The sequence below is a fragment of the Vibrio mimicus CAIM 602 genome (assembly GCF_000338875.1).
In the GTDB taxonomy this organism is placed as follows: domain Bacteria; phylum Pseudomonadota; class Gammaproteobacteria; order Enterobacterales; family Vibrionaceae; genus Vibrio; species Vibrio mimicus.
Window position 1 is genome coordinate 18855 of sequence record NZ_AOMO01000031.1, and the last position, 22717, is coordinate 41571.

Sequence of the window (22717 nt, forward strand, 5' to 3'; positions counted from 1 at the left end):
AGTCGCTTAACCAAAACAAGCCCCCTAGCATGCTAGGGGGCTTTTTGATCAACTCACCTGAGCCAGTCAATGAGTTGAGATTCAGAATGTAAATGGATTACTTTTGAACACCTTCAACATGGAGTTCCATGTCAACATAGCTTGAAGCACCCATTACTTGAATACCGAAATCTTTCAATTCTAGGCGTGTAGTACCCATGAAACCCGCGCGTTGGCCGCCCCATGGATCTTGTCCTGCACCAACAAAGTCAGCATTGATCACGATAGGTTTAGTTTGACCATGCAGGGTCAAATCACCTTTCACTTCCAACTGACCATTGCCTTTATCAACCACTTCAGTGCTCTTGAATGTCGCAGTTGCATATTTAGAAGCATCGATAAAGTCAGCACTGCGGATGTGTTTATCACGTTCAGCATGGTTTGAGTCTAGGCTGCGAGTATCTACGTTAACCATAACGCTAGAAGCCGCGATGTTGGCAGGATCAAAAGAAAACTCACCATCAAATTTATTGAATCGTCCTTTGATATAGCTGTAACCCAAGTGGTTTACTTTGAAGTTGATTGAAGCATGCGCGCCTTTAGTATCAATCACATAGTCAGCCGCATTGGCTGCGAATGGAATTGACATGACTGCAGCAAGACCAACTGCCATTAGTGTTTTTTTTCATTTTGATGCTCCTGTCAGCATTTTACGTAGTGTGTTATCGCGATTAATAAAGTGATGTTTAAGTGCGGCGACAGCATGTAATACCGCGAGAATGATCAAGCCCCAAGCAGTATAGAAATGAATATCTCCTGCTATATCAGCTTGGTTTTCAAAAAGAGCTCCCGCACCGGGAACAGTGAACCAATTGAATACCTCAATTCCTCGACCATCTTCCGTTGAGATAAGGTAACCAGAAACGAATAGCACGAAGAGCCCGACATACATCAAATGATGAACACTTTTAGCCGTTAACACTTCCCAACGTGCGCCTTCCAATTTTGGTGATGACGTTAGTGCCTTCCAAATAAGACGAAATAGAGTCAATCCAACCAGCAATAACCCCACTGATTTATGCCAATGTGGCGCAGTGCGATACCATTCGCTGTAGTAAGAAAGATCGACCATCCAAATTCCAACGGCAAACATACCGATAATGACCAATGCAGATACCCAATGGATACTGCGTGCTACCAAGTTATAGTGTTGGCTGTTTGAGTTATTCATTACGCTATTACTCATATAATATTTTGGTTACGCACATGTAGCTTATTGGTTAACAATTCTTCGCGAAAGAGTATTTACCAAATTTTACGCTCCGCATAGCCAACCAGACTGAAGAAGTACATCAAAAATTTAGAACGAACTTTTGCAAAAAAGCTGTCTAGGCTTGCCTGCTCTTGCTTCGTGTTCATTTAATATGAGTTATTTATGCCTGTAAGATTCATTGCAGAGTTGTAACAAGATATAAACCAGATATGTTTCATCATCGTTGATAACAAATATTTGTTTGTGCTAAAGAAAGGCGCTTGAGATCAAGAAGTCACGGTTTGCTACTAGTGACAAAATGTAACTGTGCTAATCTTGCTTGGCTTTTGTAAGGGAGAACAACATCTTGCTACTGGATATCGTCACGCAAAGTGTCAATGAATTTCAGGTTGATTGCCTCAGATTATGTGAGAAACACTACCCCACCATTCATAACCAAGGAATGAGTGAACACCATTTAGGTTTAGCATTCGCTAGACGCCTTGCGCGCACATTGAGTGAGTTTGGTCATCCCTGCGAATACACACCGATTGAATCCACGTTTCAACGCGATCTCCCACATCATTTCCGTGTTTCAAGTGATGCCGGTACGGTCTGGATCTTAACGCACCATTTAATGAGTGCTGGCAAGGCCTGTCGAGCAAAACTCATGCGTGATATCAGCCAGTGGAAACAAGAGTATGCATTTGCTATTCAACCAAACGATCTACTGCTGCTGTTAAGCGATCATTGGATGGGGCGTAGCCAGAAAAGTCGAGAACTACTGCATTGGTGGACTGGCCAACTGCCAGATGAAATGGATGAATACCATGCACAAGGAATTGCCTTACAAGAAAGTGATTCCCAATTGACTCAGACGTTGGAGCATTATTACCAGATCAGCCCTTGTTTTATTAAGTTCGGGCATCCACTCAAGCGCTCTAAGAACCAGCAACTAGTACGAAAATACATTCAACTCTATGCCGTTTTACAGTGGAATTAATCGTTTGCATTCTTGCTTTTAAGTAGTCTCTTCATTGGCATCACAAGAAAAGAGTGAACCGCGTCGATATTTATAAAACCTTTTTGCTCACTGTACACAGCCATATCCATTGAGCACCGCAATATCATCAATTAATGCATTTTCAGCGAATATTTATGTGACCCTTATCATCTCATACTAAGGCTATGTAATTTAAGGTGTTGTTGAAGGACTAGTACATTTGATTGAGATTAAATAAAGCTTAATTTAACGCAAAAATCGACTGTTACACTTCATGTTATCGTATGACTTCCTATTTGACAGAATGAACGTTTCGCCAATAACATGGCGTACGTCAAAAAAAATACTTCTGGGAAGCATTGCGCTGTTCTTACCCAAGGATGCTCAATTTGTATGGTTCTGACTGATAAACAACAATTTCTCGACTGCATCCACTACGATGAGGACGGAGAGTATTATGCAAGATATAACGAATTTACACTCCGTAGTGTCTTTCAACCTATCTTCGATAAGCAGCATCAAATCGTCGGTGCTGAAGCGTTAGTTCGTATCTTCACTCCGCAACATTCTCAAATTCGACCTGATATTTTTTTTCACTCAGATACGTTTTCTGATGATGACAAATTAAACGTTGAGCGCCTTAGCCGAGCTATTCATATTCGTAACTTCAATCTTTCACCTTATAGAGACTCTCGTTTATTCCTGAATGTTTTACCTGTAGCGGGTGAGCAGTTTGCCTATTGCGATATCAGTACCACCCTGCTTGCTACTCGCCTCGCTGAACTGAATATTCCGCACCAAAGAATCGTTATGGAATTGGTTGAAGTCGAATCTGGCGATGAAAATATGCTGCAAGTTGCTACAGAAAGACTAGCAGCGAATGGCTTTCAAATCGCGATTGACGATTTCGGCTGCAAAGCTTCTACACCAGCGCGTGTAGCCATGTTGTGCCCCAATATCATTAAATTTGATAGACAACTTTTGTTAGACTTTATGGCTGGTGATTGTTGTGGTTTGCTTGCAGGGCTGAAATTGGCAAATAATACGGGGGCACACACGGTAGTGGAAGGTATAGAAACGGCGGAACAGTTAGCCGCTATGCAAAAACTCGATATTCACATGTATCAAGGCTACTACCTAGCTTTGCCTGAAGGGATAGCCCAAACGGTAAAAGTTGTGAATGCCAATTGACAGCTACACTGGATTAAAAAAGGGAGATTTATATCTCCCTTTTTTCTATTTTGATGAGCAGGATTAAACTTTAAATCTCCCGACCAGCTTATCGAGATGCTCACACTGCATGCTTAAGCTTTCACAAGCTGATTGCGCCTGACGAACCATGCCCACCATCTGTTTTGAACTGTCCGCAATATTTTGAATGTTCAAGTTAACTTCAGCACTCACCACACTCTGTTGCTCTGAGGCTGACGCAATCTGTGTGTTCATATCATTCATATGGGTAATAGACGTCTCAATATGTTGGAGTGATTGCGTTGTCTTATCCGCATTTTCCAAGGTTTTATTACGGCTTTCAGCACTGCGAGACATTACATCAACCGCTTGTCTTGCGCCTTGTTGCAGTTTCTCGATCATATGCTGTATTTCACCCGTACTGTCTTGAGTACGACTCGCAAGTGAACGAACTTCATCGGCGACCACAGCAAAACCACGACCTTGCTCACCCGCGCGAGCTGCTTCAATTGCCGCATTCAATGCTAACAAGTTTGTCTGCTCTGCGATCCCACGAATCACATCCAGCACTGAAGCAATGCTATTTACCTCGTGATCCAACTGATTGATCACTTGTGTAGCGCTCTGAATTTCTGCTGATAAATGTTCGATTGATTCAACAGTATGTCGCACAGTTTGCTGAGTCTGTTCAACTTGATGATCCGCTTTTTGGCTAGATTGTGCCGCTTGATTCGCACTGTCACTGACTGATTGACTGGTTGCTTGCATTTCATTAACAGCCGCAGCAACAGCATCACTTTCTTGTTGCTGCCCAGAAGCAAACGAGTTGATCTGCTGAGTTGACTTAAGAATATGCTGCATCTCTTCACGCAGACTCACTGTTACACCAACCACTTCACTGATCGTGTTATGAATGCGAGATACGAATTGGTTAAATGCGGCGGATAGCTGTCCCAATTCATCGTTGCTGGTCACTTCTAAGCGTCGAGATAAGTCCCCTTCACCTAGCGCAATGTCGGCCATCGCACTTTCAATTTGTTTAATGGGTTTAGCTACGAAGCGTAGAATACTCCAATACGCAACCGCCACGCTGGCAAGTACGGCAAAGAGACCAATGAATAATATGGTTTCACTGAAGTTTTGGCTTTTTGAGTACTCTTTATTAAGAATGGCGAGTTCTTCTTCTATCGAGCCGCTGATTTTTTTCAGTTGCTCTCTTATAACAACAAAGTCATCGAGTATGTTTTGTTGTGATGAAGCGTAATACTGGTGAGCTGTTTGAGGGGATTTAAACAATGGTTCGTAAAGCTTAATCCAACGAGCCGTAATGTCCGTAAGAGTTCTCAATTCAACTGCCATCGATTTAGGCAGCATACCCGCATCAATCAGAGTTTGTACCTTCTCCATACGAGGAATCGCTTTATAAGCATTGTCTTCAAACTCTTCTGAATGGTAACGAATTTCTTCATCAGTAGAAGAAAGCAGTAGTCCTTGAGCGGCATTATTGGTTTGGTACAGGTCACGATACGCATCTTCAAGGCTCAACACGACAGGGTAGATCTTGTGATTAAGCGCATCTGCAATCTCACTTTGCTTACGAGACTGTGAAAAATTCACCAAAGAAACCAATAAAAAAGTTATTAGAATAATTGCAACAGGTATAGTCAGTTTGTATTGAATTTTCATCATTGCATCCAACTTTAGAATGAGATTCTATTTTGTAAAACACAATCCAACAAATCCCTGATGAATGCAATAATTTGCACATTAATTTTATGTTTTGTGAGATCTTTTCGACTCAACCGATTATTTTACAATCAAAAATGACCAAAAAACCAACGAGTTGTATCTTCAATAGTACAAAAGAAAGCATACTCGGCCACAAATCATCGATATGCAGGATGAGTATACTCATTCATGCACAGCTGGTCCCGTTGGTACGAATCTTTCTTTGTCGAAAAATCTGAACACGGAACCAGCCTTTTTCTATTTTTGATGAGAAGAATTAAACTTTAAATCTTCCTACCAGCTTATCGAGATGCTCACACTGCATGCTTAAACTCTCACAAGCTGATTGCGCCTGACGAACCATGCCCACCATCTGTTTTGAGCTGTCCGCAATATTTTGAATGTTCAGGTTCACTTCAGCACTCACCACACTCTGTTGTTCTGAAGCTGACGCAATCTGTGTATTCATATCATTCATATGGGTAATAGACGTCTCAATATGTTGGAGTGATTGTTTCGTCTTATCCGCATTTTCCAAGGTTTTATTACGGCTTTCAGCACTGCGAGACATTACATCAACCGCTTGTCTTGCGCCTTGTTGCAGTTTCTCAATCATATGCTGTATTTCACCCGTACTGTCTTGAGTTCGACTCGCAAGTGAACGAACTTCATCAGCAACTACAGCAAAACCACGACCTTGCTCACCCGCACGAGCTGCTTCAATTGCCGCATTCAATGCTAACAAGTTTGTCTGCTCTGCGATCCCACGAATCACATCCAGCACTGAAGCAATGCTGTTTACCTCGTGATCCAACTGATTGATAACTTGTGTAGCGCTCTGAATTTCTGCTGATAAATGTTCGATTGATTCAACAGTATGTCGCACAGTTTGCTGAGTCTGTTCAACTTGATGATCCGCTTTTTGGCTAGATTGTGCTGCTTGATTCGCACTGTCACTGACTGATTGACTGGTTGCTTGCATTTCATTAACAGCTGCAGCAACAGCATCACTTTCTTGTTGCTGCCCAGAAGCAAACGAGTTGATCTGCTGAGTTGATTTAAGAATGTGCTGCATCTCTTCACGCAGACTCACTGTTACACCAACCACTTCACTGATCGTGTTATGAATGCGAGATACAAATTGGTTGAATGCGGCGGATAGTTGCCCCAATTCATCATTGCTGGCCACATCTAAGCGTCGAGATAAATCACCTTCACCTTGAGCAATATCAGCCATCGCGCTTTCAATATGTTTTATAGGCTTAACAACAAAACGTTGAATTCCCCAATAAGCCATAATGGCGCTTAACAGAACAGCGGCTAATCCAACAAATAGTACTTTATCGTTGAATTCTTCGATCGCTTGGTAATCATTGTTTAAAGCTTCCAATAGCTCATCCATTGCGACACTGAACTCTTTAAGTAGTGCCCGAATCACTACAAATTCATCATGGATTTGCTGTTGGTGTTTTCGGTAATAAACCTCAGCTTGTTCTGGCTTCTCAAACATTGGCCGGTACAAGTCAATCCATTTTGTTGTGTTATCTAACAACTGATTTAATGGATAGCTTTTGTCTTTCTCTAATAAGCCACTGTCAATTAACTCCTTCACCTTTGCCATTCGTTGAACAGTTTTATCAGTATTGATCTTGAACTCATTATTAAGGTAACTGATCTCATCAGCCGATCTAGCAAGCAGCAGACCTTGTGCAGCGTCACTTGTCTGATATAAGTCTCGATAGGCATCTTCAAGACTCATCATTACTGGGTAAATTTCGTTATTTAATGCTCCTGTGATCTCATTTTGTTTATGGGATTGGGATAAGTTGATGTATGAAACCACGAGAAAAGTCATCAGAATCAATCCCAACGGAATTGTTAATTTATACTGAATCTTCATTACAGCCTCCAAAAATGAATGACTGCACGATTTTCAATGTTGTTCGATACTATTTCTTTGAGGTGCATGAAGATTAAGCTCTAGCCTTAGAGCTAATCTGGGGCGCTTTTGACCCAAATGTCATATTCAACAAAGTTTATCTCTTGTGTTTCTTTACACTTCTGGCAATAGACAGCATACTCCCCCGGTGTTTGCGTCTGGTTGACAATCAATGTTTAAAGCTACTTTGTCATTCATTGGTTTTATGATGTTTTGTGTGGTTTCACTACTGCACAGTGGAAATGCGCCATTTTTTTCCAGTTCAACAAGCACTACGTCTCATCAAATTCAGCATCAAAAGCATTCTTCATCTAACAATTTCGCTATTTTGCCCACTCGGCTGCAGGAACCTCGCTTTCAGTTTGGTTTTGAACCGGAAGAAGAAGATGTAGATCCACCACCCACATATATTGGCAGTGCAGTCTTTCCGTTCAATAGTACAGAACCTTCGGTTAATGTGGGCAAAGTTGCCACTTTCAATTTAATTCCACTGACTCATGCTCGTAAGGCATGGCTCTTTGAGAACCTTTATTCTCGATACGCGCACGCTTAACTCAACCTCTTTTCATTTTTATCTCATCTTAATGAATCAAAAGAGGGTCATGATTTGGATTCCATCATTTCTATTTTTGCTGCTCTGTGGCACCAAGATGCTTTGGCATTGCAACACGCCAATTTACTGCTTTTATACTTCTGCTTAGGCCTACTGATTTTTCTTGAAAGTGGCTTTTTACCTGCCGCTCCACTACCGTGTGATAGCGTGATTGTTTTGAGTGGCTCCCTTGCAGCTGCCGGAGTTTTACAGTTGCACTGGGTGTTACTTACTTTATTTTTAGCGGGTTGGTTAGGTAGCCTAATCGCGTTTTATCAAGGGCACCAACTGAAACATTGGCGCATCATTAACCGTTGGTTGAACAAAGTCCCCGTCAAACAGCTCGTCGCTACCGATAAACTAATGAGCCGTTATGGTTTGGTGGCTCTATTTTTTGGGCGTTTTTTCCCTGTCGTCCGTTCTCTGCTCCCGATGATCATGGGATTACGCAATAGCGTTAAACCCCTGAAGTTCTTTTCGGCTTCAGCGATAAGCTCGTTGTTTTGGGTCGCCTTCTTGGTCAGCACTGGTTACGGTATTTCTTTGCTACCCACGCGATTGGAGCAACTTGCGACTCAAATACTGATGATAGCTCCCGTATTCACTTTAATGATGGCTTTGCTGACTCTACTTACCAGCACAATCCTTAAAAAACGGGCGCGAAAGTTGAAAGTACTAGTGAAGGATTAAGCATATCGAGTGGTCAATAATGGCAGTGGTATGGCACTGCCATTATTATTTTCAACTCTCGGCAGCGAGCAGTTCTACCTTAGTGTGAAAGCAATTCTTTACTCTTGATACGTTCAAGCATGCTCTTCTGAAAAGCTAAGTCTAAAGCACTCTTTCACTGCATCACCTTGTGCATTTTCACCGCCGACTAGGTAAATATTTTGGTGTTCGGAAGCAGCAATACCGTAAGCAATGCCGAAATCAAGCTTGCCTTGTTGTTGCCAAACGCTACCATCAAAACTCCAAACATCATTACTGTAATGCTTTTGTAAGCCGTGGTGACTGTATAGCTTCCCAGCTTTAAAATTACCTTGGCTGCCAATGAAGTACGCTCCACCTATGGCATAAATACAGTTCTTGATTTCAGCAATGTAGTGACCCGCTAGCCCTTCATGTTGGCTGTTAACATCGACAATCGCAGGGCATAAACCCGATTGAACAATGGTATTGCCTTGTAGTTGATAGGATTTTGTTTCTAAACTTCTCAATCCCGGCTTAATCTCGCCTTCAATCAGAGTAATAACGCCATCGCGGTGGATAATTCCGGCTCCGCAGTTGGGTTTGAAAGGATTCTCCCCCATAACAAACCAATGTTCATCTGTGGGTGAAAATCCCCAAATTTGCTGACTCCAACCATAATCATCCACTTGCTGGTTCATAAATTGTGTAAGGAGTTGCTGAGCTTTAAGTGGATCTGATTGCGAGTCAACGTTTGATAACTCACGAAGAAAATTATCGAATGTTTCTTTTCGATATCCACCAAAGAAAATTAGGCTCCCAGAAGTGACACTGCAACAAGAAGCACCTAAAAAACCAACCGGAGGGTGACTTTTGAGTTGAGCCCAACAATTTGTATCGCTATCAAAAACATAACCATCCATCAATACAGTGGGATGATTGTTTCCTTTTTCCACTCCAGCCCCAGAGAAAACGTAAATCCTATCACCACAGACTGTATATGCCGCATCATTGCGAGCGATACCTGGGAAGGCAGCGGCATTTTGCCAGCCAAGATGCTGTTGTGTTAAATCCAAAACGTAAAATGAGTTTCCTGCACTACCGAGTCCGGCATACAGTTTTTGCCCAATCCGGCCACCTACTCCATGTTTTACACCCGTAGGAAGTTCTGGCAACGTGCTTATATTAAGCGTCATATTTATCCCTCAATCAGTAATGACAACAGAAGAACCATTCCAGGCCAGCATGTAAACTTTATTGCTTATTTCTTTGCCACTTTTCTCGCCGCCAACAATCAAAACGCCTTCTGATGTTGTAAAGGAAGCCCATATGCCAAGCCCTCAGGAAGCGAATTTACCGTTGACCAAATGCCCTCTTTTTCTACATAGATTTCGGAATTAAACGCCTTAGGTAGCCCTTCATGTGCGAACATTTTTCCGTTTTCAAATGCTTGTTTCGCGCCATGGAAATTCGCTCCACCAGCAACAAGCGTCACCCCATTCGTCTTGCCGGAAAATGCGCCTGCGATACCTTCTTGGGTGTTGCTCGTTTTGAGTGCTGGTAAGGGCAACAAACTGTGCCACGGTTGATCCGTTCCAAATTCATATTGCTTAACTTCAGCGGTGCGTAAACCCGGTTTTATTTCACCACTGATGAGGGTCACTTTGTTCCCTTCAACAACGGTTGCACTACCACAGTTAGGAAGATACGGAGAGATACCTAAATCACGCCACTCTTGTTTTCCAGGCAAATAACTAATGACGTTTCGGTTCCATTTATAATCCGTAGGTTTCATGCCCATGTAATCATCAACAATACGTTGCCATGCTTCAGGATTTGCTTGTTTGTCAGTGGTTGATATGTCACGCAGATAGCGATCAAAATAGGCTTTGTTATAACCGCCAAAGAAAAGGATCTGTTTATTGTCTGGCGAATAAGAAGAAGCACCAAGAAGTCCTACAGGCGAAGTAGTCTTCATTTTTTCCCATGAATCTTTCTTGGTGTCGTAGCGATATACCGAATCAAACAAAATGGGCGATGGTTCAGACGGTTCCGCTTTGCCAGAACCACCAAAGAGATAAATATCATCCCCCACCACAGATGCCGTCGCTCCACTTCGAGCTGCACCATTAAAATCAGCGACCTTTTGCCATCCTTGCGATAACGCTTTTAAATCAAGCGCGTAAAAGTCTTTCCCCAGAGATCCAAGCCCTACATAGATTCTTGTTCCGACTTGTGCACCAATCCCATCTTTAAATCCAGCGGGTAAATCAGGCCATTGGTTGCCTGATGTAGCATGACTAAAGGTGGTTACAGCAAGCAAAGGTGTACAGATGAGCAGCGTTTTCATGTTCATTGATTTGTCCTTATTTTTATTGCTATCCATGCTCTAAACAGATGTTCTGTGAGCAACGTGATCATTTATATTTCAGGTGCATTTTTTGAAGATTTATTTTTATATAAAAATTATTTTTGAAGAATATTTTCACTGATATTGCTAAAAAAACCCATCGATGTATTGATGGGTTCAAAACGTCTTTAGTAACCGCTAGCTATCCATTAAAGGTAAAACCACTTCAGCAGTACCAAATACCGATGCCGAGTATTCAGGATAAACATCTAAAAGTGTGTTGATCAAAACATCAACGAGCAACAGTGCGCCGACTTTAGAGGAAAACGCCCCACCAGTGAGAGGGCCTTCAGGTCTTGCAGCAACCAACATTTCATCAGAAATTGAAGAAAGCGGGCTATGACTGATGTTTGTCAAAGAGATAACTCGGACACCACGTTGATGCGCTTGTGTTGCAGCATGAACCACTTCTTTCGTTGAGCCTGAACTTGAGATGGCAAACCACACATCGCCAGAAACACTTCGGCCAGCACTCATCGCGGCTAAATGGGTGTCCTCATACATGATGGCTTTTTTCCCGATTCGCACCAATCGATAAGCTAAATAGCGACCGACGATACTGGATGCCCCAACCCCAACACACCCAATAAATTGAGCGTTATGGACTAATTCACATATGCGGTTCAGTGAAGCTCTATCTATAAGCTTCGCAGTATCCATTAAGCTATCTACAGCACTTTGCGCAGAGATTTCGCAAATATCACCATCCATTTTTGGCTGAGATTGGTTTGCAGACTGACTAAGATCAACCGCCAATGCCATTCTAAAATCCGAATAACCTTTGTAGCCCATGTCACGACACAGACGAACTACAGTGGCTTCACTCGTTTTTGTATTAAACGCCAGATCGGTGATCGTTTGATACTGCACTTCGTGTGCATTTTCGAGCACATAATCAGCAACCACTCTTAGTTTTTTGCTCAAAGGTTCAGTATTCGAACGCAATCGAACCATCAGATTTTTCGGCAAATTCACTTGGGGTCCTTAACAATATTTTGACTACCATAAAAGTATCAAAGACCTACATCTATTAATACACCATCATGATAATTTGTTCTTAAATCTTCTTTTAAGGTAGGAGAAAAACGCCTCCCTTACCATTATTTAAAGCGAGAGAAATCCAGCATCGCGCATTTTCGCAAGAACATCCGCTTTCTGCTTGTCATTCAATGAACGAATAGGCAAGCGAGGATTACCTGCATCAATACCATGCAATTGCATCGCCACTTTACCTGCGGCAACACCACCGTATTCAACCAATACCCGAATAATCGCGATCACTTTATCCATCAATGCTGCAACTTCATCGTGTTTCCCATTGTTAAATGCTTCAATGATTTTTAAATATAAAGGGGCAGCATAGTTATAAGTACTACCTACTGCACCTACCGCACCTACTGCTAAACCGGCAGGTAAAAACTCATCAACACCAAATGGAATATCAAATTTGCCATTCGATACGCGCACACAACGCTGATATTCATACAAATCAGCATTATTGAATTTTGCGCCATAAAGATTAGGAATGCGCTGTTCGCCTTTAATCAAAAACTGCTCTAAATCCAGATTCACACCCGACATTCCTGAGTGGTAGTAATAGAAACCTTTTGAAGGAGCTGCGGCGGCAACTTGAGCACAATACTCAACTAAATCATCAACACTTCCCGGTTTAAAAAAGCATGGACCAATGGCAGAGGTAGCGAAGATATCCAATGTTTCAGCGTGTTCAGTCAAATTGATGGTATCAACAATACTTAAAGCGCCTGTATGTAAAATAACATCTAACTTCCCATCAACGGCTTTCACCCAACGTTCTGCAATGGCTTTTCTTTCTTCGACAGAGCAGTGAATCCCCTCGCCTGTCGTTCCGCAGACATAAGCTCCCTTCACTCCTTGCTCAATGAGAAGCTCAGCAATTTGGTCAATCGCCGCAAAATTAACCTTGTTATCTTTTGTGAAAGGCGTATGTGGAGCTGCAATCAAACCTGTTAGTTTTTTCATTTTATTTACCTTTAAATTCTATAAGTTCGCTATTTCAACTACTGTCCGTATCCTAGGAATAATTCCGGTAGTAGCAGAGTAAATTGAGGGAATACAGCCACCAGCGCCAATACGATGAACAGCGGCACCAGTAGTGGTAAAACACCACGCGTAAGCGTATGGAACGGAATGTCTCCGACTCGAGAAACCACGTATAAAGCCATTCCCATTGGTGGTGTAAGAATGCCGATCATTAGGTTAAGAATCGCCATTACACCAAAGTGAACAGGATCGATCCCAACCGCTGAAGCCACTGGCACCAAGAATGGAACAAGCAGTAGCAACAAGGCCAATGACTCAATAAACGTGCCCAAGAAGAGGAGCAACAAGTTGATCAACAGAAGCAGTACGAGTGGGTTATCACTGATTGTTAAGAAATAATCAGCTAACATCTGTGGTAACTGTTCACGAGCCACAATCCACCCAAAGACAGTCACGCCCATAACCATCAGAGCAACAACCGCTGTTGTGTTGACGGTTTCTTTTAGGATCTCAATAAAACCACGCAGAGTTAGCGTGTGATAAACAACCGTACCTAAAAATAGTGCGTAGAGAGATGAAACGGCAGCTGCTTCAGTCGGAGTAAATTTACCAGAGAAGATCCCCCCGATAATGATGACTGGCGTGAGCAGCGATAAGAACGCTTCTTTAAGTGATTTCAGTTGTTCACGTCTGCTCGCTTTAGGCAATGTCATATATCCGCGCTTTTTGCAGATGAAATAACTCATCACCATCAAGGCAATACAACACAGTAAACCAGGTATCGCGCCCGCTAAAAATAATGCGCCAATAGAGGTATTGGAAACCACACCGTATATGACTAGTGGTACTGATGGCGGCACCAGAGGACCAATGATGCAAGATGCCGCTGTCAGGCCGCCCGCGAAATCATCGTGATACTTCGCATCACGCATGGATTTAATTTCAAGCTGACCTAACCCACCCGCGTCCGCCAGTGCTGAGCCAGACATCCCAGAAAACAACAAGCTTGCCATGATATTTACATGCCCCAAGCTGCCTGTAATATGGCCAACGAGAGATTTCGCGAAGTTGAAGATTCTTTCTGTAATACCAGCACTATTCATCAGATGGCCAGTTAACACAAAAAATGGAACGGCCAGCAATGTGAAGTTATCGATCCCCCCCAGCATTTGCTGGGCGGCAAAATTAATCCCTGTGCTATTGGTTAAAATGAGGAATGCCAATGCCACAAAAATAAGTGAGAAACCCACAGGCATACCAGCAAATAACAGTCCCAACCAACCAAAAATTGAACCCACCATAGCGCTCATTACCTCTCTGTGACTTGCGAATCAGTCATCGAAGCGGATGCACTGACACCCAATAACTGCTTCGAAAGGCTGACAATTTTTTCGAGTTGTCTAAACACCATAAACAAGCCACCAACAGGCAAGCTGTAATTCATCCAACTACTCGAGATCCCTAATGTGATCAATTCAAAGAACGCATTGCGTTGGGCGTGTTGATAACCAAGCACAATGATTGCGCCAATAGAAACCAGCACGGCAATCTCTAACGAGATCACTAATGACAAGCGCGCTTTTTCGGGAAGTTTGTCAGAGAAAAAGGTGATGTTGACGTGGGAACTTCGCTTAATTGCGATAGCACATCCCACCAAACACATATACATGAAGAGCAATCTGGCAAGTTCTTCACTCCATAAAGAAGGATCATTGAGAAGCCAACGAGTGCCAATTTGCCAAGTTAAAACAACAAGCAAGGCCGCCATTAAAGGGACGGTAATAATTTCTTCTATATTATCAACTATCTTACGTAACATCTTAGGCTCCATAGCTGACCAGTACTGGCCAGCTAATCAGTTGAGACAGAGAATTCCACCCTTTACATTGCTGCCAATTTCGACACAATCGGCTGACCCATTTTGCTGTCGAACTCTTTGTAAAGCGGCTGCATGGCTTCTCGGAATGGCCCCAGATCCGGATAAGTAACGTTGATGCCTTCACTCTTGAAGAAGGACACCAATTCTTCCTCTTGGGTTTTAACGGTCTGTGTATGAGCTTCTCCGACTTTCTGCACGGCTTTCTGAATGATCTCTCTGTCCGTATCAGAGAGCTTCTGCCAAGTAGATTCAGAAATGATCACCATTTGATCGTTAACGATATGATGTGTCATGGCTAAGTTCTTTTGCACTTCATAGAACTTCATCGTTTTAATTGTTGGTAACGGGTTTTCTTGCCCATCAACAGCATTTGTTTGCAGTGCTAAATAAACTTCAGAAAAAGACATCGGCGTTGGAGAGGCACCCGATAACTTCGCGTAATTCAGGTTTTGCTTGGCGTTGGGTACACGAAGTTTTAACCCTTTGAAATCTTCAATCGAGTTGAGAGGACGGTTTGATGTGGTTTCACGTGTACCGTTATACCAAGTATCTAAGGCGCGCCAGTTAAACTTCTGCAGCATCTCGCCACGCACGCCCTGCCCAAAGTCGGATTCAAACATACGACGTAGGTGATCAAAATCTTTCGCGACATAAGGGAGCATGACTGCTTCTGCTCGTGGGATCCAAAGCCCCATGCGACCAAACTCAGCATAAGTCATATCGAGATCACCCAAAGTCAGTTGCTGAAGCATGGCACGATCATCACCAAGCTGTGCGCTAGGATAAAGGGCGAGTTTGAGCTCTCCTTGGCTCATTTCTTCTAATGTGTCAGCAAGCATTTTTGCAGAGTTGTACTCTACAGAGCCCACAGAAGCTTGCATCCCCATCTTTAAAGTCGTCGCAGCATTGACAGAAGCAGCAGCACTCAAAGTAAGTATTGCGATAGTAATCTTATTAATGGTTTTCATATTTTTCCCTTTGTTCTTTCTTGTTACGCCTTGTCTCACCATTTTCAAAAAAAACTTTTATTTCGTTTGAAAAAAATCTTCGTTATGAATTATCATTGCGGTGGAGATTATTTTCAAACCACCTTTTTTCAAAGTGTGATGGCGAACAAAATTTGGTTACAAGAGTCCTTTTGTTCACCAAGTCAGGAATTAAAAACGTTTTTAGAAAAGAAAAATGAGGCCCGTCGTGAGAAAGAATTTTTTGAATATCGAAGAGTTAAAGCGATTTTTAAACGGCCAAACTGTCGTTTCCATACAACCTGTAACAGGCAGCCCACTCGATAAAACAGATTTCATTGTGGCGATGGCGATCGCCGTCGAACAAGCGGGTGCAAAAGCGCTGCGCATTGAAGGTGTGAATAACGTAGCTGCTGTATCCGCTGCAGTAACAATTCCGATTATAGGTATCGTTAAGCGTGACTTGCCTGATAGCCCCGTTCGAATCACTCCTTTTGTTTCAGATGTAGATGGCTTAGCGAGTGCTGGTGCAACGGTCATTGCTTTTGATGCCACCGATAGAACACGCCCTGAAAGTCGAGAACGTATTGCGCAAGCAATCAAAAACACGGGATGTTTTGCGATGGCTGATTGCTCCACATTCGAGGATGGATTATGGGCTAATTCACAAGGTGTTGAAATTGTTGGATCAACTCTGTCAGGTTATGTCGGAGATATTGAGCCCACGGTTCCAGATTTCCAACTTGTGAAAGCGTTTTCTGAAGCCGGCTTTTTTACCATGGCGGAAGGTCGATACAATACGCCTGAGTTAGCAGCGAAAGCTATTGAGTCTGGTGCGGTTGCCGTAACGGTTGGTTCTGCATTGACTCGATTAGAAGTGGTTACTCAATGGTTCAATAACGCAACCCAAGCTGCGGGAGAAAGGAAATGCGCACTCTAGCCATCGATATCGGCGGAACAAAAATAGCATTAGCGATTGTAGAAGAAGGTACGATCATACAGCGTTACCAGATGGCAACGCCTGTGGTTCAAGACGTCACCAAGTTTGTTCAATCGATTCTCGAAAAGGTCACTGAATGGCTCCCTTCTATCGATTATGTAGGCGTATCAACAACAGGTTATGTAACGCCAGAAGGCATCACATCTATAAATCCAGAGACTCTTAATTTCCCAGTGCCCTTTCCATTAGCTCAAACGCTAGAACAACTCACTAATAAACCAGTCTCCATTCTTAATGATGCTCAGGCCGCGGCATGGTTTGAATTTGTGCAGTTAAAAAATCCTCGCTTAAATATGGCTTTTATTACGGTTTCAACCGGGGTTGGTGGCGGAATCATCATTGATGGCAAGCTGCACAAAGGAAACACAGGTTTAGCAGGACACATAGGTCACATGTCGGTGGCCATTGAAGGTCCATTATGCGGATGTGGTCAGCGAGGTTGTGTTGAATCCATGGCTTCAGGTAACGCGATTCAAAGAGAGAGCGAAGCCATTTTTACCGAGGCTGTAAGTAATATTGAGTTATTTAAACAAGCAGCATTCAACCCGAAAGCAGAAGCGATCATCAATCGAAGTGTGCAAGCAGTAGCCACATTATGCTGTAATCTTAAAGCATGCTTAGATCTGGATATTATAGTTTTGGGTGGTGGAGTTGGTCTCGCAGAAGGCTACCTTGAGCGCCTCAACAAAGCTATTCAATCTAGGCCATCCGTATTTCATATCCCTGTCACTCCTGCTCATGGCGATTATGATGCTTGCCTACTCGGAGCAGCATTTCAATTTAAGGAGTAAACAATGGCATTAAAGGCAATTTCAGCCACACGGCTTTTTGATGGAGTTCAGTATTACGAGAATGCGGCAATGGTTTGGGAGGGTTCACACATTCACTCCATTGTTCCTGTTGAGTCTCTGACGGCGGATATTGAACATCAACACTTTGATGGTGCATTGATCGCTCCGGGATTCATTGACTTACAAGTTAATGGCGGTGGCGATGTCATGTTCAATAATGACATGACTCTGGCGGGTATTGATTCGATCTGCCGAGCACACAGAACTCACGGAACCGCCTATCTGCTTCCAACCTTAATCAGTGCAACACCGGAACACATCAACCATGCACTTGATGCCATTCAATCTGCAATCGAACATCAAGTTTCGGGGGTGTTGGGTATTCACTTAGAGGGACCTTGGTTAAACCCAGAAAAGAAAGGCGCTCATAACTCAGATCTGTTCTATTCCCCGACACCCGAACAACTTTCACAGTTTCACTGGCCAACCAAAGGCAAAGTTCTTGTAACGGTCGCAGCTGAAAACCTCTCCATCGATTCTCTAAAGTGGTTAAAGGATCATCATGTTACTCTCTCGTGCGGTCACAGTAATGCCACTACAGCCCAATTAACCACTGAGAAGTTAGCTCTCATTGATGGATTTACCCACTTATTTAATGCCATGTCGCCTTTTGAGAGTCGTGAACCCGGAGTTGTCGGTACAGCATTGAATACCGATCATGCTTGGTGTTCAGTCATAACTGATGGAATTCATGTCCATCCACAAAGCTTTTTACTCGCTAAGCGAATCAAACCTAAAGACAAACTTCTTATTGTTACCGATGCCATGGCTAGCCTTGGCAGTGTGACTAACCAGTTTGAATTGGATGGGGAAACCATTCGCGTCATCGATAATAAACTGGTTAATAGCAGAGGCAATCTTGCGGGAGCCCACATCGGGATGGATGAATCGGTTGCCAATGTTATTCGTTGGGGAATCGCGGAAGATGAAGCACTAAGAATGGCCTCGTCTTATCCGGCTCAAGCAATCCATTGTGATGATTTAGGGCAACTAAAACCCAATTATCGAGCCGCCGCCACTGTATTAAACTCCAAATATGAAAGCTTGGCTGTAGTCAGTGAAGGCGTGCTCTACAACTGAGCTACCGATCAAACATGCCAATCCGTTATTGACCAGATCTTTCACTATTCCAATGTTCAGCAGAGATCATTGGAATAGCTCTTCCCAAAAAATTTATATGCCTTTAGGCATTAACTGCACTTCCGTCACCGTTATTCCGACTTCCGTAGCCTCCTCTAACCCAACTACACACATCTAAGTACGAACATAACTGCAACGTGTTGATGTCTCATCAATTAAACAACACACAAAAACATTTATGGAAATTATTTTTTTTGCGATCATAGTTCATGAAGAAAATATTTTTTAATGAGAATCTACAGCTGGAAATGTGAACGTTTCCAAGCCTTACATTCGATGGAGACTTGTCAATCAAGATGACTTCACAACGAAGAAGAGCATCGATTCACAAGGAAACAGATTCTAATATAAAGGGAGTAGATATGCGTTTCAAAAACGTAAAGAAAACCGCTTTAATGCTTGCTATGTTCGGTATGGCGACAAGCTCAAACGCCGCACTTTTTGACTATAACGCAACGGGTGACACTGAGTTTGACAGTCCAGCCAAACAGGGATGGATGCAAGACAACACGAATAATGGCAGTGGCGTTTTAATCAATGCAGATGGAATGCCCGCTTGGTTGGTGCAAGGTAATGGAGGGAGAGCTCAATGGACATATTCTCTCTCTACTAATCAACATGCCCAAGCATCAAGTTTCGGTTGGCGAATGACGACAGAAATGAAAGTGCTCAGTGGTGGAATGATCACAAACTACTACGCCAACGGCACTCAGCGTGTCTTACCCATCATTTCATTAGACAGCAGTGGTAACTTAGTTGTTGAGTTTGAAGGGCAAACTGGACGTACCATTTTGGCAACTGGCACAGCAGCAACGGAATATCATAAATTTGAATTGGTATTCCTTCCTGGAAGTAACCCATCCGCTAGCTTTTACTTTGATGGCAAACTCATTCGTGACAACATCCAGCCAACGGCATCAAAACAAAATATGATCGTATGGGGGAATGGCTCATCAAATACGGATGGTGTCGCCGCCTATCGTGATATTAAGTTTGAAATTCAAGGCGACGTCATCTTCAGAGGCCCAGACCGTATACCATCCATTGTGGCAAGTAGTGTAACACCAGGGGTTGTAACCGCGTTTGCAGAGAAACGTGTGGGCGGTGGCGACCCCGGTGCTCTGAGTAATACCAATGACATCATCACTCGTACCTCACGAGATGGCGGCATAACCTGGGATGCCGAGCTCAACCTCACTGAGCAAATCAACGTCAGTGATGAATTTGATTTCTCGGATCCTCGGCCTATCTATGATCCTTCCACCGACACAGTTCTTGTCTCCTACGCTCGTTGGCCGACCGATGCCGCTCAAAATGGAGATCAAATAAAACCATGGATGCCAAACGGTATTTTTTACAGCGTCTATGATGTTGCGTCTGGGAATTGGCAAGCACCTATCGATGTTACCGATCAGGTGAAAGAACGCAGTTTCCAAATCGCTGGTTGGGGTGGTTCAGAGCTGTATCGCCGAAATACCAGCCTAAATAGCCAGCAAGACTGGCAATCAAACGCTAAGATCCGAATTGTTGATGGTGCAGCGAACCAGATACAAGTTGCCGATGGTAGCCGAAAATATGTTGTCACACTGAGTATTGATGAATCAGGTGGTCTAGTCGCTAATCTAAACGGTGTTAGTGCTCCGATTATCCTGCAATCTGAACACGCAAAGGTACACTCTTTCCATGACTACGAACTTCAATATTCGGCGTTAAACCGCAGCACAACGTTATTCGTTGATGGTCAGCCAATCACAACTTGGACTGGTGAAGCATCGCAGGAGAGCAACATTCAGTTTGGTAATGCGGATGCCCAAATTGACGGCAGACTGCATGTGCAAAACATTGCTCTCAAACAGCAAGGCCAAAACCTCGTGGAGTTTGATGCTTTCTATTTGACACAGCAAACCCCTGAAGTAGAGAAAGATCTTGAAAAGCTTGGTTGGACAAAAATTAAAACTGGCAACACCATGAGTTTGTATGGGAATGCCAGCGTCAATCCGGGACCGGGTCATGGCATCACTCTTGCTCGACAACAAAATATCAGTGGTAGCCAAAACGGCCGCTTGATCTATCCTGCGATTGTGCTTGATCGTTTCTTCCTCAACGTCATGTCTATTTACAGTGACGATGGCGGTTCAAACTGGCAAACCGGTTCAACACTCCCTATCCCCTTTCGCTGGAAGAGTTCTAGCATCCTAGAAACTCTCGAACCTAGTGAATCTGATATGGTGGAACTCCAAAACGGTGATTTACTGCTCACTGCACGCCTTGATTTCAACCAGACCGTCAATGGTGTGAACTATGGCCCACGCCAGCAATTCTTGAGTAAAGATGGCGGGATCACGTGGAGCATGCTAGAGGGTAACAACGCTAGCGTCTTCAACAATATCAGTACCGGCACTGTTGATGCCTCTATTACTCGGTTCGAGCAAAGTGACGGTGGCCATTTCTTACTCTTTACCAACCCACAGGGAAACCCAGCTGGAACCAATGGCAGGCAAAATCTAGGCTTATGGTTTAGCTTTGATGAAGGCTTGACATGGAAAGGGCCAATTCAACTCGTCAATGGCGCATCCGCATATTCAGATATTTATCAGTTGGATTCGGAAAACGCGATTGTCATTGTTGAAACGGATAACTCCAACATGCGGATCCTGCGCGTACCGATTACATTGCTAAAACAAAAAGCACTTGCACTGTAGGAGGAATAGTCATAGTCATTTCAGTCACTCTAACAATGATTAATGACATGCCTAGTACAATCTAAACAGTAGAGTGCATCACTCAAATGCGGTATCAATAGTCTTGGTACCGCATTTCTTATTCAAGATAATCGACCTCATTTGTGTATTAACCCGTCCTCCAGTTTTGATAGTCAAAGCCATGAACATCGAGTTCCTTACGTCTACATCGTTTCCGCATCCTTCATAAACTGTTAAAATCCGCGCATTAAATACTGTGCTGGCGATGAATGGGCCAAATAGGAGAGTTTTTAACTCTGGTGATGCTTACTCCTTGTTGTCCTCATTCCATTCCTAAACAGATGAAACACAAATAAAAAAGGCATTTTTTCAAATGGTTAATAACTCAATTCAATGGTTTCCGGGTCACATGCATAAAGCGCGGAAGGAGATCGAAGAAGCGATTCCTCAGGTGGATGTCATCATCGAGGTATTGGATGCTCGTATCCCTTTTAGTAGTGAAAACCCGCTGATTTCACACATTCGTGGCGAAAAGCCATGTGTGAAAGTATTGAATAAGCGTGACTTGGCAGATCCTGAGTTAACCGAACTGTGGATTGCACACCTTGAGCAAGAAAAAGGGGTGAAAGCCATGGCAATCACCACTTCTAATCCACAAGAAGTGCATAAAATCCTCGAGTTGTGTCGTAAGCTAGCCCCTCAGCGTGAAGAAATAGGCAAAAACATTCGCACCATGATCATGGGCATCCCTAACGTGGGTAAATCGACCATTATCAATACCTTGGCTGGACGCGCGATCGCACAAACGGGCAACCAACCCGCAGTCACGCGCCGTCAACAACGTATTAACCTCCAAAATGGGATTGTGCTCTCTGATACTCCGGGAATTTTGTGGCCGAAAGTAGAAAACCCACACAGTGGTTTTCGTTTGGCGGCAACAGGTGCGGTGAAAGATACCGCCATGGAATATGATGAAGTAGCGTTCTACACAGTAGAATATCTAGCTAAGCATTACCCAGAAAAACTCAAAGAGCGTTATCAGATCGATGAACTTCCAGAAACGGATGTGGAATTGATGGAAGAGATTGGCCGTAAGCGCGGTGCACTACGTGCAGGTGCGCGTGTCGATCTACACAAGGCTTCTGAGATTCTACTGCATGAACTACGTCAAGGCGTATTGGGACAAATTACTCTAGAGCGCCCAGAGATGATCACCGAAGAGCTACAGCAAGTAGAAATTGATGAAGCGCTAAAAGCGGAAGAGAAAGCCAAGCGTAAAGAAGAACGCCGTAAGCGTTACCTACGTAACAAACGCTAGTTTTTTGGGCTTAAAAAACAAAAAGGCGAGTTTCAGACTCGCCTTTTTTACATGAGTAC

Annotated in this window: 18 protein-coding genes and 1 pseudogene; 8 read left to right on the forward strand and 11 right to left on the reverse strand. The window is 43.3% G+C overall.

Features of this window, described 5'->3' with window-relative positions:
• Window positions 1-97: 97 nt before the first annotated feature.
• Window positions 98-652 (reverse strand): YceI family protein, encoded by a 555-nt coding sequence (locus D908_RS09240; protein ID WP_005524624.1) that lies wholly within the window; start codon window positions 650-652, stop codon window positions 98-100.
• Window positions 653-664: 12 nt separating this feature from the next.
• Window positions 665-1210 (reverse strand): cytochrome b, encoded by a 546-nt coding sequence (locus D908_RS09235; protein WP_001065872.1) that lies wholly within the window; start codon window positions 1208-1210, stop codon window positions 665-667.
• A 388-nt stretch (window positions 1211-1598) separates the two neighbouring features.
• Between D908_RS09235 and D908_RS09230 the strand changes: the two genes are divergently transcribed.
• Together D908_RS09230 and D908_RS09225 are read left to right on the forward strand one after the other, a co-directional pair.
• Window positions 1599-2234 carry a hypothetical protein gene (locus D908_RS09230; protein ID WP_000923235.1) on the forward strand — a complete coding sequence of 212 codons (636 nt, stop codon included), beginning with the start codon at window positions 1599-1601 and terminating at the stop codon, window positions 2232-2234.
• A gap of 393 nt (window positions 2235-2627) precedes the next feature.
• Window positions 2628-3425 carry an EAL domain-containing protein gene (locus D908_RS09225; protein WP_000244524.1) on the forward strand — a complete coding sequence of 266 codons (798 nt, stop codon included), beginning with the start codon at window positions 2628-2630 and terminating at the stop codon, window positions 3423-3425.
• 63 nt (window positions 3426-3488) lie between these two features.
• Here the strand turns inward: D908_RS09225 and D908_RS09220 are convergent, their stop codons facing one another.
• On the reverse strand, window positions 3489-5111 hold the full coding sequence (locus tag D908_RS09220; RefSeq protein WP_005524626.1) for a methyl-accepting chemotaxis protein: 1623 nt from the start codon (window positions 5109-5111) through the stop codon (window positions 3489-3491).
• A 319-nt stretch (window positions 5112-5430) separates the two neighbouring features.
• Window positions 5431-7053, reverse strand: coding sequence for a methyl-accepting chemotaxis protein (locus D908_RS09215; protein WP_005524627.1), 1623 nt, complete (start codon window positions 7051-7053; stop codon window positions 5431-5433).
• Window positions 7054-7699: 646 nt separating this feature from the next.
• Between D908_RS09215 and D908_RS09205 the strand changes: the two genes are divergently transcribed.
• The gene (locus tag D908_RS09205; protein WP_005524629.1) at window positions 7700-8374 is read left to right on the forward strand and encodes a DedA family protein; all 675 of its coding nucleotides are present in this window, start codon (window positions 7700-7702) and stop codon (window positions 8372-8374) included.
• Window positions 8375-8487: 113 nt separating this feature from the next.
• On the opposite strand, the gene D908_RS09200 is transcribed toward D908_RS09205, so the two are convergent.
• From D908_RS09200 to siaP, 7 genes and pseudogenes are all read right to left on the reverse strand, one after another.
• Window positions 8488-9567 (reverse strand): YjhT family mutarotase, encoded by a 1080-nt coding sequence (locus D908_RS09200; protein WP_005524631.1) that lies wholly within the window; start codon window positions 9565-9567, stop codon window positions 8488-8490.
• A gap of 9 nt (window positions 9568-9576) precedes the next feature.
• Window positions 9577-10727 (reverse strand): annotated as a pseudogene (locus tag D908_RS09195) (N-acetylneuraminate epimerase).
• Window positions 10728-10919: 192 nt separating this feature from the next.
• Window positions 10920-11756, reverse strand: a complete 837-nt coding sequence (locus D908_RS09190) for a MurR/RpiR family transcriptional regulator (RefSeq protein ID WP_001052936.1) — start codon at window positions 11754-11756, stop codon at window positions 10920-10922.
• Window positions 11757-11885: 129 nt separating this feature from the next.
• Window positions 11886-12782: a dihydrodipicolinate synthase family protein gene (locus tag D908_RS09185; protein ID WP_000736954.1), complete on the reverse strand. Its 897-nt coding sequence runs from the start codon at window positions 12780-12782 to the stop codon at window positions 11886-11888.
• A gap of 38 nt (window positions 12783-12820) precedes the next feature.
• Window positions 12821-14104: a sialic acid TRAP transporter large permease SiaM gene (siaM, locus tag D908_RS09180; RefSeq protein ID WP_005516627.1), complete on the reverse strand. Its 1284-nt coding sequence runs from the start codon at window positions 14102-14104 to the stop codon at window positions 12821-12823.
• Window positions 14105-14112: 8 nt separating this feature from the next.
• A complete protein-coding gene (locus D908_RS09175; RefSeq protein WP_005508754.1) occupies window positions 14113-14634 on the reverse strand; it encodes a TRAP transporter small permease in 522 nt (173 codons plus the stop codon).
• Window positions 14635-14684: 50 nt separating this feature from the next.
• The gene (gene siaP, locus D908_RS09170) at window positions 14685-15650 is read right to left on the reverse strand and encodes a sialic acid TRAP transporter solute-binding subunit SiaP (protein WP_005524636.1); all 966 of its coding nucleotides are present in this window, start codon (window positions 15648-15650) and stop codon (window positions 14685-14687) included.
• A gap of 214 nt (window positions 15651-15864) precedes the next feature.
• Here siaP and D908_RS09165 point away from each other — a divergent pair, with 214 nt between their 5' ends.
• From D908_RS09165 to ylqF, 5 genes are all read left to right on the forward strand, one after another.
• Entirely contained in the window at window positions 15865-16587 is a 723-nt protein-coding gene (locus D908_RS09165; protein ID WP_005524638.1) for a putative N-acetylmannosamine-6-phosphate 2-epimerase, read from the forward strand.
• Window positions 16575-17438 (forward strand): N-acetylmannosamine kinase, encoded by an 864-nt coding sequence (locus tag D908_RS09160; protein ID WP_005524639.1) that lies wholly within the window; start codon window positions 16575-16577, stop codon window positions 17436-17438. The genes D908_RS09165 and D908_RS09160 overlap by 13 nt, the downstream gene beginning before the upstream one ends.
• A 3-nt stretch (window positions 17439-17441) precedes the next feature.
• Entirely contained in the window at window positions 17442-18578 is a 1137-nt protein-coding gene (nagA, locus tag D908_RS09155) for an N-acetylglucosamine-6-phosphate deacetylase (protein ID WP_005524641.1), read from the forward strand.
• A 422-nt stretch (window positions 18579-19000) separates the two neighbouring features.
• Entirely contained in the window at window positions 19001-21340 is a 2340-nt protein-coding gene (locus D908_RS09150; protein ID WP_005524643.1) for a sialidase family protein, read from the forward strand.
• A 373-nt stretch (window positions 21341-21713) separates the two neighbouring features.
• Entirely contained in the window at window positions 21714-22658 is a 945-nt protein-coding gene (ylqF, locus tag D908_RS09145) for a ribosome biogenesis GTPase YlqF (RefSeq protein ID WP_000247907.1), read from the forward strand.
• Window positions 22659-22717: the final 59 nt, after the last annotated feature.